General features: G+C 51.2%; 18 protein-coding genes. 5 read left to right on the forward strand and 13 right to left on the reverse strand.

The window, feature by feature from the left end:
- Nucleotides 1-10 precede the first annotated feature (10 nt).
- Nucleotides 11-1,822, reverse strand: coding sequence for a helicase-associated domain-containing protein (locus tag ACFMKP_RS17460; protein ID WP_382293579.1), 1,812 nt, complete (start codon nt 1,820-1,822; stop codon nt 11-13).
- An 84-nt stretch (nt 1,823-1,906) separates the two neighbouring features.
- Here ACFMKP_RS17460 and ACFMKP_RS17465 point away from each other — a divergent pair, with 84 nt between their 5' ends.
- Complete coding sequence (locus tag ACFMKP_RS17465; protein ID WP_382293581.1) at nt 1,907-2,674, forward strand: TerC family protein; 768 nt, start codon at nt 1,907-1,909, stop codon at nt 2,672-2,674.
- A 109-nt stretch (nt 2,675-2,783) separates the two neighbouring features.
- Entirely contained in the window at nt 2,784-3,896 is a 1,113-nt protein-coding gene (gene cax, locus ACFMKP_RS17470) for a calcium/proton exchanger (RefSeq protein WP_382293583.1), read from the forward strand.
- Between the two features lie 41 nt (nt 3,897-3,937).
- On the opposite strand, the gene ACFMKP_RS17475 is transcribed toward cax, so the two are convergent.
- The 12 genes from ACFMKP_RS17475 to ACFMKP_RS17530 all read right to left on the reverse strand — a co-directional run bounded on the left by ACFMKP_RS17475 (nt 3,938) and on the right by ACFMKP_RS17530 (nt 12,688).
- Nucleotides 3,938-4,864, reverse strand: a complete 927-nt coding sequence (locus ACFMKP_RS17475; RefSeq protein ID WP_382293585.1) for an SDR family oxidoreductase — start codon at nt 4,862-4,864, stop codon at nt 3,938-3,940.
- Nucleotides 4,861-5,835 carry a phytoene/squalene synthase family protein gene (locus ACFMKP_RS17480; RefSeq protein WP_382293586.1) on the reverse strand — a complete coding sequence of 325 codons (975 nt, stop codon included), beginning with the start codon at nt 5,833-5,835 and terminating at the stop codon, nt 4,861-4,863. The genes ACFMKP_RS17475 and ACFMKP_RS17480 overlap by 4 nt, the downstream gene beginning before the upstream one ends.
- Before the next feature lie 86 nt (nt 5,836-5,921).
- Nucleotides 5,922-6,842 (reverse strand): cobalamin-dependent protein, encoded by a 921-nt coding sequence (locus ACFMKP_RS17485; RefSeq protein WP_382293588.1) that lies wholly within the window; start codon nt 6,840-6,842, stop codon nt 5,922-5,924.
- Between the two features lie 18 nt (nt 6,843-6,860).
- Nucleotides 6,861-7,391, reverse strand: coding sequence for a hypothetical protein (locus ACFMKP_RS17490; RefSeq protein WP_382293590.1), 531 nt, complete (start codon nt 7,389-7,391; stop codon nt 6,861-6,863).
- 45 nt (nt 7,392-7,436) lie between these two features.
- Nucleotides 7,437-8,261: a methyltransferase domain-containing protein gene (locus ACFMKP_RS17495; RefSeq protein ID WP_382293592.1), complete on the reverse strand. Its 825-nt coding sequence runs from the start codon at nt 8,259-8,261 to the stop codon at nt 7,437-7,439.
- 40 nt (nt 8,262-8,301) lie between these two features.
- A complete protein-coding gene (locus tag ACFMKP_RS17500; RefSeq protein ID WP_382293593.1) occupies nt 8,302-9,288 on the reverse strand; it encodes an HD-GYP domain-containing protein in 987 nt (328 codons plus the stop codon).
- 10 nt (nt 9,289-9,298) lie between these two features.
- Nucleotides 9,299-9,658 (reverse strand): DUF309 domain-containing protein, encoded by a 360-nt coding sequence (locus tag ACFMKP_RS17505; protein WP_204754188.1) that lies wholly within the window; start codon nt 9,656-9,658, stop codon nt 9,299-9,301.
- 24 nt (nt 9,659-9,682) lie between these two features.
- Nucleotides 9,683-10,006 carry a rhodanese-like domain-containing protein gene (locus ACFMKP_RS17510; RefSeq protein ID WP_382293595.1) on the reverse strand — a complete coding sequence of 108 codons (324 nt, stop codon included), beginning with the start codon at nt 10,004-10,006 and terminating at the stop codon, nt 9,683-9,685.
- Between the two features lies 1 nt (nt 10,007).
- Entirely contained in the window at nt 10,008-10,484 is a 477-nt protein-coding gene (locus ACFMKP_RS17515) for a hypothetical protein (protein WP_382293597.1), read from the reverse strand.
- Nucleotides 10,477-10,908 carry a VanZ family protein gene (locus ACFMKP_RS17520; RefSeq protein WP_382293599.1) on the reverse strand — a complete coding sequence of 144 codons (432 nt, stop codon included), beginning with the start codon at nt 10,906-10,908 and terminating at the stop codon, nt 10,477-10,479. Before ACFMKP_RS17520 ends, ACFMKP_RS17515 begins: the two co-directional genes overlap by 8 nt.
- A 76-nt stretch (nt 10,909-10,984) precedes the next feature.
- Complete coding sequence (gene erpA, locus ACFMKP_RS17525; protein WP_382293601.1) at nt 10,985-11,431, reverse strand: iron-sulfur cluster insertion protein ErpA; 447 nt, start codon at nt 11,429-11,431, stop codon at nt 10,985-10,987.
- A gap of 276 nt (nt 11,432-11,707) precedes the next feature.
- Complete coding sequence (locus ACFMKP_RS17530) at nt 11,708-12,688, reverse strand: small ribosomal subunit Rsm22 family protein (RefSeq protein ID WP_382293603.1); 981 nt, start codon at nt 12,686-12,688, stop codon at nt 11,708-11,710.
- A 531-nt stretch (nt 12,689-13,219) separates the two neighbouring features.
- Here ACFMKP_RS17530 and ACFMKP_RS17535 point away from each other — a divergent pair.
- The 3 genes from ACFMKP_RS17535 to ACFMKP_RS17545 all read left to right on the forward strand — a co-directional run bounded on the left by ACFMKP_RS17535 (nt 13,220) and on the right by ACFMKP_RS17545 (nt 14,742).
- Nucleotides 13,220-13,750 carry a DUF4446 family protein gene (locus ACFMKP_RS17535; protein ID WP_382293605.1) on the forward strand — a complete coding sequence of 177 codons (531 nt, stop codon included), beginning with the start codon at nt 13,220-13,222 and terminating at the stop codon, nt 13,748-13,750.
- On the forward strand, nt 13,747-14,184 hold the full coding sequence (locus ACFMKP_RS17540; RefSeq protein WP_054534256.1) for a polymer-forming cytoskeletal protein: 438 nt from the start codon (nt 13,747-13,749) through the stop codon (nt 14,182-14,184). Before ACFMKP_RS17535 ends, ACFMKP_RS17540 begins: the two co-directional genes overlap by 4 nt.
- 102 nt (nt 14,185-14,286) lie before the next feature.
- Nucleotides 14,287-14,742: a septum formation initiator family protein gene (locus tag ACFMKP_RS17545; RefSeq protein WP_382293607.1), complete on the forward strand. Its 456-nt coding sequence runs from the start codon at nt 14,287-14,289 to the stop codon at nt 14,740-14,742.
- Nucleotides 14,743-14,759 lie beyond the last annotated feature (17 nt).

The raw sequence follows: 14,759 nt of genomic DNA on the forward strand, positions 1-14,759 counted from the left end.
CTGGCTCCTTCTAGCTTCGGTTAATGATCTGTAGCCATTGTTTAACGTTGGTTTTTAGTTGTTGGCGTTCGCTGTTGGGCAATGCGTGGAGCACGCGCTCAATCAAGGCTTCGCTGACCAAACTTGGGGCCAAGCGCTGCACCGTCATCATTGCCGTGAGCAGCTGTTTAAGATCGTGGTCACTAATCCGTTGATCAAGCTCGCTGACTTGATTGAGTGCATAGCCAGCCTCGTGCAACCGATGCGTCATCGCCGCCGCATCGGCTAATTCAAACTCCCAGAGTTGCTCATTAAGTTCAGCATAGGGCGGCAAATGTGGCAGCTTGGCAATTTCGCTGAGCAAACTTGGTTCGCTGGCCTCAAGTAACAAGGCTGGGCGGGCTAATAATTGGCTGCGGTCGCTTTGCCATTGCTCAAACAGCGTTTGCAAATCGTGCGGCACATGCCGATCGCACCAGCGCTGCAAAAATGCCTGCATTTGGCTGGCCTGAATGCCACGTTGCAAGGCTTGGCTATACGAATGGGCGGTTAATCGAACAACCATTGTGCCATGAGTATCAGTCGATTGCCACTCGGTAATCCGTTGAATTTGAAAGCGTGGCAATGGCTCGACCGTTGGCGGAACCCGAATTAAGCCATCGCTGGCAAGCTGAAGTTGGCCAGCAAATTGGCTTGGCTCATGCCCAGCATGCAGCAAATGACTTGCCCATTGAGTCAGCCGCAAGGCCTGCGGATGCTTTATTTGATCGAGGTCAAGCAAGCCCAACCAGAACAAGGGCCCTTGGCATGCGGCTTTAATCCATGCGCCTTCGACTTCGTGCCAATGTTGCCAACCGTTTAGTGGCTCGCCATGCTGATTTTCAATGTTCGGTTGCTCAAAATCGCTGCGCAAAAGTTCTGGATAGCTTGCCTGCATCTGTGCCAGCAAATCATCAAAGCCTAACCATTGATCGCTTGGCGCAGTTTGTAAGCATTGCCAAAGCTGTTGGCGAGCGTTTTGCAGATCGAATTGGGCTTGAAGGTGCAACTCGCTGAGGCTAAATTCATCAAAATCGCTGCCAAGCCAGCCATTGAATAGCTGCTCAAGCCGTTGTTTGGGGCTGGCTTCAAGCCAATGCAATGGATTTCCCGCCAGTTGCAATTGTTGATTATTGATTTGCAACAAGCCAGCTTCAAGCGCACAGCTGCGTAGCCAAACCAATTGGCCAAATTGACGCTCACTTGTTGGCGTAGAAACTGCTATGCGTTGACAGATTGCCCGTAAGCCTTCCCGTTCAAGCTGTAATTGGCGCGTCAGTTTCAGTGCTTGCTGATAGCAGACGGCCAAAACAGTGGTCAGCAAACTTTCAGTTTGGCCAAGATCAGCCTCAACCCACGTGCTTGGGCTGGCATATTCGTGCCATATTGGCAAATTTGGGGCCGAAACTGCTGGTAAAGCTTGCAACCAATCGCTAAAAATCACGTAATACTCGCCGTCTACAGCTTTGAGTGGCTGAATTAAGCCCAAAACATACAAGTGCTCAAGCACTGAAGCTTGACCATGGAGGGCCAAGAGATAGGCCCGGGGAGTGACAATATCACGATGTGAGCGAATTTTGCCATACTCGCGTTCAAGCGTTTTGGCCGCGAGCTTACCACCAGCAGCGATCACTCGATCCAACGCCGAACGTTCAGTGCTAGATAACCGCCCAACCAAAGCCTGAATTGCCGTTGGTTGACCAAGCTCAGCGGCATCGGCAACCTGCCACAAATGCGCCAATACATGGCGTTCGCTGGTGGGAAGGCTGGCAAGCCAATCGATTGAAGCATGTGTTCGTGTCATAAAGAAATTATACCCTTTACATTGCAGCATGATTGCATACAATTTGGAAGAATCCGTTTTCGCTAATTGAAGGAGCGCACCTGTATGGAATGGTTATCTGACCCGCAGACTTGGGTTTCGCTTTTAACCTTGACTCTGCTTGAAATCGTCTTAGGGATCGACAACATTGTCTTTATTTCGATCTTATCGGGCAAATTGCCAAAAGAACAACAAGCCAAAGCCCGCCAAGTTGGTTTGGCGTTGGCCTTATTTACCCGGATTGGGCTGCTGTTCTCGCTTTCGTGGGTGATGGGTCTGACCAACACGCTCTTTACCGTGTTTGGCCAAGCCATCTCTGGCCGCGACTTAATTCTTATCTCTGGGGGTTTGTTCCTGCTCGGTAAAGCAACCTTTGAAATTCACGAGCGTTTGGAAGGCACTGAGCATCACGAGCAAAACGTCAAGGCCAAATCGTTCAACTCAGTGATTGCTCAAATCTTGGTTTTGGATATTGTCTTCTCGCTCGACTCGGTGATTACCGCCGTCGGGATGGTTGATCATATTCAGATTATGATTGCTGCGGTGATTATCGCCGTTGGCGTGATGTTGCTCTCAGCAGGTAAAATTAGCGATTTCGTCAACAACCACCCAACCGTCAAAATGTTGGCACTCAGCTTCTTGCTCCTGATCGGGATGTCGTTGGTGGCCGAAGGCTTTGATCAACACATTCCAAAAGGCTATATCTACTTCGCCATGGGCTTCTCGGTTTTGGTTGAAATGCTTAACTTGCGGGTCAAGAAAGTTACCCAAAAACCAGTCGAATTGCGCCAACCTTCGTATTTGCAAGAAGCAGTCGAAGAAAGCACCAAATAACCCAACCTTAAAAAGTTTATTCAACAACAGCGTATTGGCACATGTCGATACGCTGTTGGCGTTAAGCGCTCGTTTGCAATCGCCCTTGAGTAGTATGAGGTGATCCACCATGAAACTGCGTTGGATTCATTACATGTTGCTGTTCGTGCCGTTAGCAGTGGTCGCAGAATTCTTGCTGCACAACGATATGCTAACCTTTATCTTTTCGGCCTTGGCGCTTGTGCCGCTGGCGGGATTTTTGGGCGAAGCAACTGAAGAATTGTCGATTCACACTGGGCCAAAAATTGGTGGCTTGCTCAATGCAACGCTGGGTAATGCCGCCGAATTAATCATCACGATCGTGGCTTTGAAAGCAGGTAAAATTGAATTGGTCAAGGCTTCGCTGACTGGCTCGATTATTGGTAATTTGCTGCTGATTATCGGGTTTAGTTTTTTGCTTGGTGGCTTGAAAAACGGCAAGCAGAAGTTTGATCGCGGCCTAACAGGCATGTCGGCCTCGTTGATGACGCTGGCGGTGATTGGCCTGATTATTCCAACCCTGTTTGAATTGCTCAAAGAAATTGCCGACCCCAACTTGGCGCTTGATGTGTTCAAAACCCAAGTTGATGATCCGCAGTTGCGGGCAATTTCGATTGGCGTGGCAGCTGTATTGATCATCGTCTACATTTTGAGCATGATTTACATTCTGCGCGATGGCGATTCGGGCGCGGTTTCGCATACTGGCTTTGAAGAAACCGACGAAATCGAAAGCCACCAAGCAACCATGAGCGTCAAAACCGCGATTGGCATTTTGGTGGTCTGTACCTTGGCAATCGTTTTTATGAGCGAAGCCTTGGTTGGTGTGGTCGAGCCAGTCGCCCGTTCGTTGGGCGTGCGCGAGTTGTTCTTGGGGATTATTTTTATTCCAATTGTGGGCAACGTGGCCGAGCACTTGGTCGGCGTGCAAGCAGCGCTCAAAAATAAAATGGATCTTTCAATGACAATCTCATTGGGATCAAGCACCCAGATTGCGCTCTTTGTTGCGCCGCTGTTGGTCTTTATTAGTATGCTGTTTGATCAACAGATGACGCTGTTTTTCAGCTTGTTTGAAGTGATGGTGCTTGGCCTAAGCGTGATTATCGCCACCTTCGTTTCGATGGATGGCGAGAGCAATTGGCTTGAAGGCGCGATGCTGCTGGCGGTGTATATCATTGTCGGCATTGGCTTCTTCTTCGTCGGCTAAACCAAAACCCGCCTGTTGTAGCTCAACAGGCGGGTTGTTTTTTAATGATGGCGGGCGCTATTACGCTTTTTGATGTAGTCAATCCCATCGCGCAACGCTAGCGGCGGATGGCCAATTAATTGCTCGGTTGCCGATTGCGGCGCACTATTGTCGAGGCTCAACATCGTTAATTGCGCTGGCGTAACTGGCGGTTTGGGCAAGATTTTATCCATCATAAACACTGCTGGCTTCATCAATGGCACTGGCACATAGATTTTGCTGCGTTTTTTGCCCAATTTTTGCATAATCAGATCCAGCATTTGCTCGTAGGTCAGGGCATCTGGCCCGCCCAACTGATAAATTTGGCCAATTGTGCTGCGATCATCCAAGGCTTTGATGAAGGCATCGATCACATCATCTCGCCAGACTGGTTGGAATTTGGTTTTGCCATCGCCGACCACTGGCACAAACGGCGCTGGGGCAATCATCAACGGGCGACGCACCAAATCGGCCAAGGTATTGATAAATTCATCGCCCTCGCCAAAAATCACCGACGGCTGAAACACCGTCCACTCTAAGCCGCTGGCCTCAACATATTTTTGGGCGCGAAATTTGGTATCCATATAGGGCAAATTGGGATCGTTGACCACGCCAAGCGCACTCATATGCAAAAAGCGCTTGACTCCCGCTGCTTTGGCTGCATCGACGACATTGACCGTTGCTTGATAATTCATGCGCTCGAAGGTAATGCCACCAGAGCGTTCGCGAATAATTGCCACCAAATGAATAACCGTGCTGACTCCTTTCATCGCTGCCAACAACGATTCAGGATCGGTCACATCGCCTTTGACGATTGAAATATTACCAGCAACCAACTTTTGGGCTTTTTCCGGAGTGCGAACCAACACCCGCACCGGTTCAGGGCGCTGGCGTAATTTTTCAATCAAGCGTGAGCCAACGTAGCCAGTGCCACCAGTTACTAAAATCATACATGCCCCCATTGATCAAGCGGAAACTCGCGGTTGAGCTTGCGCAAGCGCCAGAGAATTTTGGGTAAATAGGCTAATTTTGCCCCAAACGAAAGGCTTGCCCGCCGATTAAACACATCATAATCATTGCGCACAATCTGATCAAGAATTCCGCGGTAGACGGTTGCTGCTGTGGCCACTGCAAAACGCGAATCAGGGTGCAGCAGGCCAATGCCTTGCCAACTTTCTTCGTAAAGTTGATGGGCGCGCTGCATTTCAAATTGCAATAATTGCTGCATTTGTGGGCTGCGCACACCATTCAAAATATCAGCTTCGCGCACGCCAAAGCGTTCTAAATCTTCTTGAGGCAAATAAATGCGGTTGCGGCGGGCATCCTCGCCAATATCGCGCAAAATATTGGTCAATTGCAAGGCTACGCCCAATTTGATGGCATAGGGCACGGCTCCTGCGGCATAACCAATAACTTGCATGCTCAGCAAGCCGACCACCGAAGCCACCCGATAGCAATAGAGCCATAAATCGCTAAACGTAGCATAGCGATTAATCGACAAGTCCATCTCGACACCAGCCAATAATTCGGCTTCAAGTTTACTGGAAATTCTGAACTCGTTGCGCACATTGTGCCAGGCCAAGGGTACAGGGTCATCGTGACGGGGCGTGGAACGCAAGGTATTGAGCCAGTGTTGCAAGCGCTCTGGGGCAGATTCTGGGTGCATGTCCACCAAGTCGTCGCTCGTTCGACAAAAAGCATATAAAACCCGAATTGCATCACGCTTACGGACTGGCAACAATTGGGTACTAAAATAAAAACTTTTTGAATGCACATTGGTTAGCTCGGTACAATGGGCATAGGCATTATTGAGCCATTGGTTGCTGAGCTGATGTGAAACGCTCTCGGCAACCGTTGGAATAAATTGGGCTGGTAAGGTCAATCCAGCGCACATCTGAGGATCGAGCGAAGGCCAAGACATAGCACATCCTTCCTGCTACAGACTCACCATGGTTTGCTGTTAGGTGCTACGCAAACATATCGGCTTTGGATGAGTCGGCGCAAGAATTAGGCCAATAATTCTTCGATGGTATCGCATGCTTGGTCGGCGTTGTAACCCAAAAAGCTGCCAGGCAAGATTTTTTGCTGTTCTTTGCCGCTCAGCGCAGCCCCGCCATAGCCAATAATCAGCGGCTTCGTCAGCTTATTCAGCTCCTGCAAAAGATACGCTGCTTGGCTATAATTTTCTCTGGTGGTTGCGCTCAAGGCAACTAATTTTGGTTTTAAAAGCTGCACGGTATGCAGCAATTCAGAGGTTGGTAGGTTGCTACCAAGATAAATCACGCGCCAGCCACGGCGCATCAAAAACAGCGCCACCATCATCACGCCAAGCTCATGCTGCTCGCCAGGCACGGTTGCCACGATAATCAAGCCTCGATTGGAGCGGGTGCGGGCCTGATGAATTAGGTTACTTAATTTCAACGACATAAACGCTGTGGCTGCATGTTCCTGTGAGATTGAAATTGTGCCTGCATGCCAACCATCGCCAATTGCCACCATGACTCGTTCAATCACCTCGATACACACAGTTTCAACTGGATATAGGCTGAATGCTTGGTTTAAAAGCGCATCGGCTTTTAGCACATCGAAGCTGAGCAAGGCTTGGACACATTTGTTGCTAAGGTCTTGCAAGCCTGCTGCATCATTGGTTATTGGCTGCTCGATTGCGCTGCCTGTTTGCAGCAAGGCCACTGCTTGGCTGATGGTCAAGCCCGATTCTGTTTGTTGGCGTAGCCAATCGATCATCGCTATATCGCGTTCGGAATAGGCTCGTTGGCGGCCTTCGGTACGCTCAGGAAATGGCATGCCATAACGTCGTTCCCACGCGCGCAGCGTATCGGCGGCAACGCCAGTGCGTTGCACCACAGCTTTGGTGTTATACAGCGGCTCTTGGCTAAATTGGCTAAAACGGTTGCTTATTTTGCTCATTAAACTCCACCAACGTCTTTACGATATAACCCGACCAATTGCCAACGCGTTGATTGAGGCAAGTTGTTGTTTCAGAACCGTCCACGTTCGGCCCCGATCGCTCGAAACCCACACTTCGCCAGCATTGGTGGCTGCATACAGGCTATCGATTTGATAGGCCACTTGCAGCAAACAACTCCATTGGCCAACTTGACTAAGCTGTAAGCTTTGCCAAGCAGTGCCATCGTTGCGCTCTAACTGCTTGGAATCGCTGGCGATGCGAATGCTTGCTGGTGGTTGGCCCGCTAATTCAAGCTGTTGGTTTGGTGGAATTGGCTCAGGTGTTGGCTCAAGCACGTGCCACGCTTGGCCGCCGTCGTTGGTTTGCCAGGCCTGCTCGCTGCTCCAAACTGTGGCTTGCATTGGTGCATCCGCTTGGCAAACAACTGCCCGAATTGCTTGATCTGTCAATTCAATGCCTACCGAAATCCAGCGATCAATTCGGCCTGGATTGCTGAGTAAAACCACGCCATGATCGGTGCCAATATAGAGTAATTGTGCTTGTGCCATCAGTTCGATCCTGCGCTAGAGAATTATGGGCAAAAGCCGTCGTAATTAAGCAATAATACGGCCACGGGTCGCGACAATTTGCACCGCACCATCGCGTTGCTCAAACGAAACGTGTAAACCAGCGGCGCGTAAACTGGCAACAAATTGATCGCCAGCCAAAAATTGAATCCCGCCACTGAGCAAGAAGGTTTGGAATAAACGGCCAGAGCGCGACGCTGCCTGTTGCGCTTGCATCCAAAAGCTGCGGCCAGCGGCGAGCAAACAGCGCCGCACTTCGGAAATTGCGCGATCTGGGCGCACAAACTCGTTGAGTGAGCCACCGCAAGCAACGCCAGCCAAACATTGGTCGCCAAAGGGCAGATCTTCGGCTAAACCACGAATATAGCTAATTTTGAGGCGTTTGGCGCGGCTACGGCGTTGGGCTTCGCGCAACATTGGCAGCGAATGATCAAGCGCCACGCAATGGCTATCAGCAGGGAGGTTGGCGGCAATCGCGCGCGCATAGAGGCCATTCGAGCATGCTATATCGAGATAGATGCCGCCGCGTTGGGGTGCTAGCTGGGCGATTAATAAGGCTACTTCTTCATCCAAGGGGAAACTGCGCCCGCTGAGTTTGCTCAAGGCTTGCCAGCGCCAAAGCCGTTCGTAGCCCCAGGCAGCCAGCGGCAAGCGATTAACCACTTGCGCGCCATTCCAAGCAGCAGAGCGTGGCAATAGATCAACGATCCCATCGCGAATTGGCCATTGTTGACCAACGGCGCTCACCAAGGTTCCCGACCAAACCATGCCATCGCGCCAGCGGGCATCGTGCAAGCTGAGGCTGGTTTGCGAAACTGGACAGCGCAGCCATGGCAGTAAATCTGGATGCATACCTACCTCACCTAAAACGCCAACCTGCGGCGGATTGAGCTTAGTCGTTGTGCAGCACCCAACTGAGATCATCCGAAGCAACATGGCCATGTTCGATCAATTGGACAAAGAGATCGACCAATTCGGCCTGCCATTGGGTGTTGCGGCCTGAGCGTAAGACTTGGACAGCTTCGCTGCGGCTCATGCCTTTGCGATAGGGGCGGTCGGTGGTCATGGCATCGAAGCTATCCACCACGGCGATAATCCGCGCGCCTAGGGGAATTGTATCACCAGCGATTCCGTGAGGGTAGCCTTTGCCATCCCAGCGTTCGTGGTGGTGGAGCACCATTGGCCCGACCGAAACCGAAAAGCGCATTGGAGCAACAATATTGGCCCCAATTTGCGGATGTTTCTTCATCTCTTCATATTCTTCGTCGGTGAGCTTGCCCTCTTTTTGCAATACGGTTTCGCGGATGATAATTTTGCCAATATCGTGCAACAAGCCGCCATAGCGAATCAAGCGCGCTTCTTTGGCATCGCAGCCATAGGCGGTTGCCAAGGCATGGCTATACGATGCCAAACGCCGCAAGTGGCCTTCGGTGTAGGGGTCGCGCGATTCAACGGTGGTCGCCAAGGTGAAAATCACGCGCTCGGTGCTTTCGAGTTCTTCAGTTAGACGGCGCACCCGCAACAGCGAACGAATTCGCGCCAACAAGACTGTGCGCTCAAAGGGCTTGTTGATAAAATCGTCAGCGCCCATCTCCAAGCCCAAAATTCGCGATTCATCATCATTGAGGCCAGTGAGCATGGCAACTGGCAGCAATTGCGTTTCTTCGCGGTCGCGCAAACGGCGGCAAACCTCAAAGCCATTCATCACGGGCATGGTCACATCGAGCAACACCAAATCTGGCATACAAATTTGAATATCGTCGAGGGCTTCAACCCCATTGCGGGCGACGCGCACGGTGTAGCGTTCACGTTCAAGCACCCGTCGCAAGGTATCAATACTACGAGCTTCATCATCAACAACTAAAATGATCTCCGACATGTTGATACCCTCAAGGTTGATTGCAAAGTGGATCGGAAGCTGAAACGAAACGCAATTGCGGCGGTTGGTTCTGCTGATCGGCAACAAGTGCCTGCATCGTCACGATTACATGCTGAAGATCTAAAAAATCGACCCAAGCAAGGCTGGCTTGCAGCTTAGGCGCGGCTTTCTGCCAATTCAATCCCAGCCCTTTGGGATTGCCCCGCGACCAATGCACCAGCGCGGCAGCTGTTTGGATGAGGCCTTGCAGTAAGCTGCGTTCAGCGCCGCTGCGTTGCAACCATTGCACTTCCCACGCTTCGTGGGCATGCCAATAGTGGCCAGCGTTAAACAGCTCGTAGCCTTGGATAAACTCGCTCGTTTGTTGCACAGGCACTTGCATACGACGGCAATTTTAGTAGCGCTTGACGCTAGGATCAACCTGCAGCGACCAGCGATCAATCCCGCCAGTCATATTCGTTAGTTGCGTAAAGCCAGCTTGGGTTGCCAAGGCATGACACACTTGGGCCGAGCGTCCGCCGTGATGGCAAAACACCACAATTTCGCGATCTTGGGGCAATTCGCCAACCCACTCATTAATTTGGCTCATGGCTTTGCGTTCGCTTTTGGCGATGCTGGCAATCTCCCATTCGTTTGGTTCGCGCACGTCAAGCAGATACAAATCTTCGCCAGCTTCAATGCGGGCTGCAATCTCTTCGGCACTTTGGTTGTTGTACATCTTAAGCTCCTTGGCTAGGGGCATTCCACCGCGGATGCCACAGGTGAATCCAAGCCGACCAATCGGCGACTGGTGGTTGAATCAATTGGCTAAAATAGCGACAATCCACTAGCGCTAATTCGGGCATTGTTGGCAGTTCGGCGGGGTGACCGCGCTCCCAAGCCTCGCGGCGTTGCGGAAAGTAGGCCACGGTTAATTTGCGCGATTGACGTGAGAGTGATGAGGCAAAGGCTAAATTGGCATAGCGATTTGGGTAAACGATCACCCAATCGCCTTGGGCTGGCGCAATGTGATACGAGGTTGGCATGCCTTGGTCGTTGTGCTCGCCAAAGGCTTGAGTTGGTTGCCATGTAACGGGCAGCGGAGCTTGATCCTGACATTGGGTGATCATGCGCACTGCGGCGGCAACAATTTGCTGATTTGTGCTTTGGAAACAATAAGCAGTGAGCCAATGCTCGCCATAGGCTGGATTAAGCACGATCGACTTCCCTCATATAATGAAGCATTAGGCGTTGGCTAAGCTTCGCCAACCAACCAGCGCCGCCAAACCCCAAGCTATTCAACACAACATCGTCAATATCGACAACGCGATAGCCGAGCCAATATTGGCCAAGCTCCACCATGCAACTTAACCCAAGCCCAATTAAGCACAGTTGCCAGAGCCGGAGTGCTGGTCGCCAATAGGCTAGAAGCCACGCCGTGGGAGCAAACGCCGCTAGATTGCCGACCACATTAATCAAGGCAACCCGCCCGCCTTGCTGGATGGCGGCGCTAATCGTTGCCCCGACCTGCCACTGAATAATTGGCTGGCTATTTCCACCACTCCAATTATGCCATGCTAGGCCAAATACAGCCAATGTATACAGGCTGCCAAGCCATAAATAGAAGGTTGATCGTTTCATGAAACATAACAAACGGGGACGAGAGACTCGTCCCCGCTCACTGTATCGTAGAACAGCTTAAGCTTTGGGCGCAGGCTTAGTGACAGCCGCAGCCGCCGCCAGCCCCGCTGCCACAGCCACCACCACTGGCAGCAGCTTCGCCATCTTTAGGTTTGAACGAGCTACCACAGCCACAGCTTGAGGTTGCGTTGGGGTTATCAATTTTGAAACCACCACCCATCAAGCTATCGATGTAGTCGATTGATGCGCCACCAATGTATTGAGCGCTCATTGGGTCGACCAAGACGCGCAAGCCACTCGCATAGAATTCGGTATCGCCTTCGTTGGTTTGATCATCGAAGCTCATACCATATTGCAAGCCTGAACAGCCGCCACCAGCCACAAAAACCCGTAGCGCATAGTCATCGGACAATTCTTTTTCTTGCTTGATCGACAACAACCGATTTGCTGCTGATGCCGTCACCGTGACCAATGCTGGATCGATTTCAATTGCAGTCATTGGTTTTACTGCTACATCGCTCATTTGAGAGCCTCCTGTACCGGAAAATCAGGTTGACAACATGCCTTCAAATGGCATTTGCTTCCCTGTAGCATACTTGAAAAAAGCTTGAAACGCAAGCAAGGCTTGGCTTGTTTCAAGGGTAAAAAGCACATGCGCCAAGGGCCGATTCGGCCACCAATGGGCGTGAGCTTGTGCTGGAATTCAGCAGGGTTAATGAAGCTGTGCAATGTGCTGATACCCTCAATAGTATAGCACGCTCTACAGGGCTGCGTTCGCTAGTTTTTCAATCAATTAATGTTAATCTTGTGCTAGATGTGGCTCGAAGGTATCGCCCCATGCTGTTTTGCGCGCTGCCTTCCATTGGGCATCACGTTTATTAATCGTTGTGTTGATCAAGCCTTGGGGGGTGCACAGTTGCAATTGAATGCGCTGTGGTTGCTGAAAAGGATGGCGAATGATTCGCGCTGGTGCTGGCTGAGTTGGCTGACGACTAACCGCGATATAGCTCCATTTTTCATCTTCGTAGCCAAGCTCTGCGCCTTTGAGGCTGCGATGAAAGCGGGTGCGCTCGATCCGCGTGGCAAAATGGCACCAATCATTGGCTTGCATTGGGCAGGTTGCTTGATGTGGGCAGGGCGCAATTAAATGGGCTTGCTGGCCAAGCAAAAACTCACGTGCTGCCAAAATCAATTCAAAGCCGCGCGGCGTTCCTGGCTCTACGATTAATAAGTTGCCGCTGGTGGCTTGCCAGGCTTGAGCAAATAATTGCTGGCGTTGAGTTGCGTTTAATTCACCCAACACATAGCCAATCGTAACCAAATCATAGCTGCCTAGGTTGCTCGAATTGGGCAAATTGGCTTGTTGCCAATGGGCCTGTTGGAGGCTTGTTGGGCCTGCTTGCATCAAGCGTTGGCCTAATTGGAGCATTGTGCTTTCGCGTTCGAGTAAATGATGCTGCTGAAGCGTTGGCCACACGAGGCTGGCAGCCCAGGTTGCTGCGCCAGTTCCGGCCCCAAGATCAAGTTGGGTTTGCGGTTTGAAATTTGGTTGGCGTTGGGCAATTTCGCTACAAGCAGCCTTGAGCGCACCAAGGGTTGCGGGCATGCGCGTGGCGGCGTAGGCCAACACATCGGCGGCATTTTGCACAAATGGCGCGGTTGTGCGGCTATGGCCTTCGCGATAACGCTCGGAAAGCCCGCTAGCCGCCGCAGCCAACCGCTTTTGATCAGTGCCAGTTAATGCTCGTTCTAAGGCGACCCGCAAGGTTGGTGGCAACATACCCAAACTCCTAGCATAATTCAGCACTCTATGCTAGCCGATTTCGTTGAGTTATGCAAAATAAGCGCATGTAAATGTTGATCCACGAAGAGCACGAAGAGCACGAAGCATAGAAACCACGAAGAGCGCGAAGGCTTTTTTAGCCACGAATTACACGAATTACACGAATGAGTATTTTTTTGCCACAGATTGGCACAGATTGCTCAGATTGAATTCCCACGATCCCATAGCCAATAGCCTGACCCCTGACCCCTCAGCCCTGATCTCTAGCCTCTTCATCCCTCATCCTTCATCCTTCATCTTCGCCACAGATTGCACAGATTGATTTGATTCGCTCCTATTCCCTCTTACCTTTCTTTTCTAACTTCTGATTTTTGCCTTCTGCCTTCTGATTTTACTTTCATCCCTCATACTTCTTACTTCATCCTTATCTATGTTCTATGCTCTTTGCCCTATGTTCTTAGTGGTCGTTTGCGTGAGGGTGATAGCCTCGTTTATAATGGAAGGCAGTTTTGAAGACGAGGCATATCCTTGATAGCTTTTTGGACAACCTATGGCTTCTATCTCTGGATCGGCAGTAGCCTACTAATACTTGGCTTGCTGGTCTGGATTGGGCGTTTAAGCAAACGTCTGCGTGCCACCGATCAACGGTATACTGCCCTCACCAAAGGCGTTGATGCTGAACATCTCGAAGATATTTGGCTGCAACGCTCGCTGCAAGTTGCGCATCACGATGATCAAATAACCACCCTCGAACGTGAAGTTCGGCGTTTGGGCCGCAGCAGCCTGCATCATGTTGGGCTGGTGCGTTTTAATCCATTTGGCGACGTTGGTGGCGATCAAAGCTATGCGTTGGCACTGCTTGATGGCGAACAAACCGGGGTTGTCCTGAGCAGTATCTATAGTCGCTCAGGCGTGCGCACCTACGCCAAAGCCGTGCAACGCGGCCAATCGACCCATACGCTTTCCGAAGAAGAAGTTGCTTCAATCGCGCAAGCGCTTGGGCAATTCGATGCACCGGAATCAGCAGCTCTACCCGCTACAACAGGAGGCAATTCATGAGCTTATTCGGCAACAAAAAAGTGGTACAACCAATCGCTCAATCACCAACCGGCAAGCCAGAAACCGTGATTGGAGCCAATACCACCTTTGTTGGAACCCTCAAATCCGACGGCAACGTGCGGGTTGATGGCTCTGTTGAGGGCGAAATCGAGGTGCTTGGCAATTTGATCGTTGGCTCGACCGGACGGGTGATTGCGACGCTCAAGGCCCAAAATATCCACGTTTCAGGCGCTGTTAAAGGCCAAGTTGTGGCAACCGAGCAACTCGAAATCTCGCCTTCAGGCAAGGTTTGGGGCGATATTACCGCCGCTTCGTTGCACATCGAGCCAGGTGGTTTGTTCCGTGGCCAAAGCAGCATGACATCCAATATCGATGAGCCATTGTTGCTCGATGCACCACGCTCACGCTTAAACGAAGAACCAAGCGGAGTTTAATTCCTCAAGCAGCGTTGTTAGCAATTTGTCATCATGGGTGGCTAATTTTGCCAAATCATTGTGCTAGGCTAATGCTGCTCTTTATCGATTGAGGAGGGTGTTATGGCTCGTTGGCGCTGGCCACAGTGGCGTAAACCCCAAATTCCGCAACCAACCCAATTGCGTAGCGGCGCAACGCTCGTGGTAACGTGGGGCTTAGCTGCGTTTGCGCTGTATCTCATGGTGCTGTTTGGCAGCTTGGTCGTTCAAGGCTATACCATGGAGCAGCAAGCCCAAGCTTTGGAGGCCGAAAACGCGCGCTTAACCACCGAAAGCCAAAGCTTGCGCGATCGCGCCGCCTATGTGCGCTCCGATGCAGCAATTGAACTGGCTGCCCGCGATATGCTCGATATGGTCAAGCCTGGCGATGTTGTGTTGCATGTTAGCGTGGTTACGCCAACCCTGGCAATTTCGCCAAGCCTAGCCTTGGAATCGCCAGCAGCTGAGCCAGTTGTGCTGCCGCCAGCTGATCCAACGCCCAATTGGCGGCGGTGGTTGGCCGTGCTCTTTGATTCGTAAACATACTAAGGATTGAG

The organism is Herpetosiphon sp. NSE202, from assembly GCF_042688385.1.
Classification (GTDB): domain Bacteria; phylum Chloroflexota; class Chloroflexia; order Chloroflexales; family Herpetosiphonaceae; genus Herpetosiphon.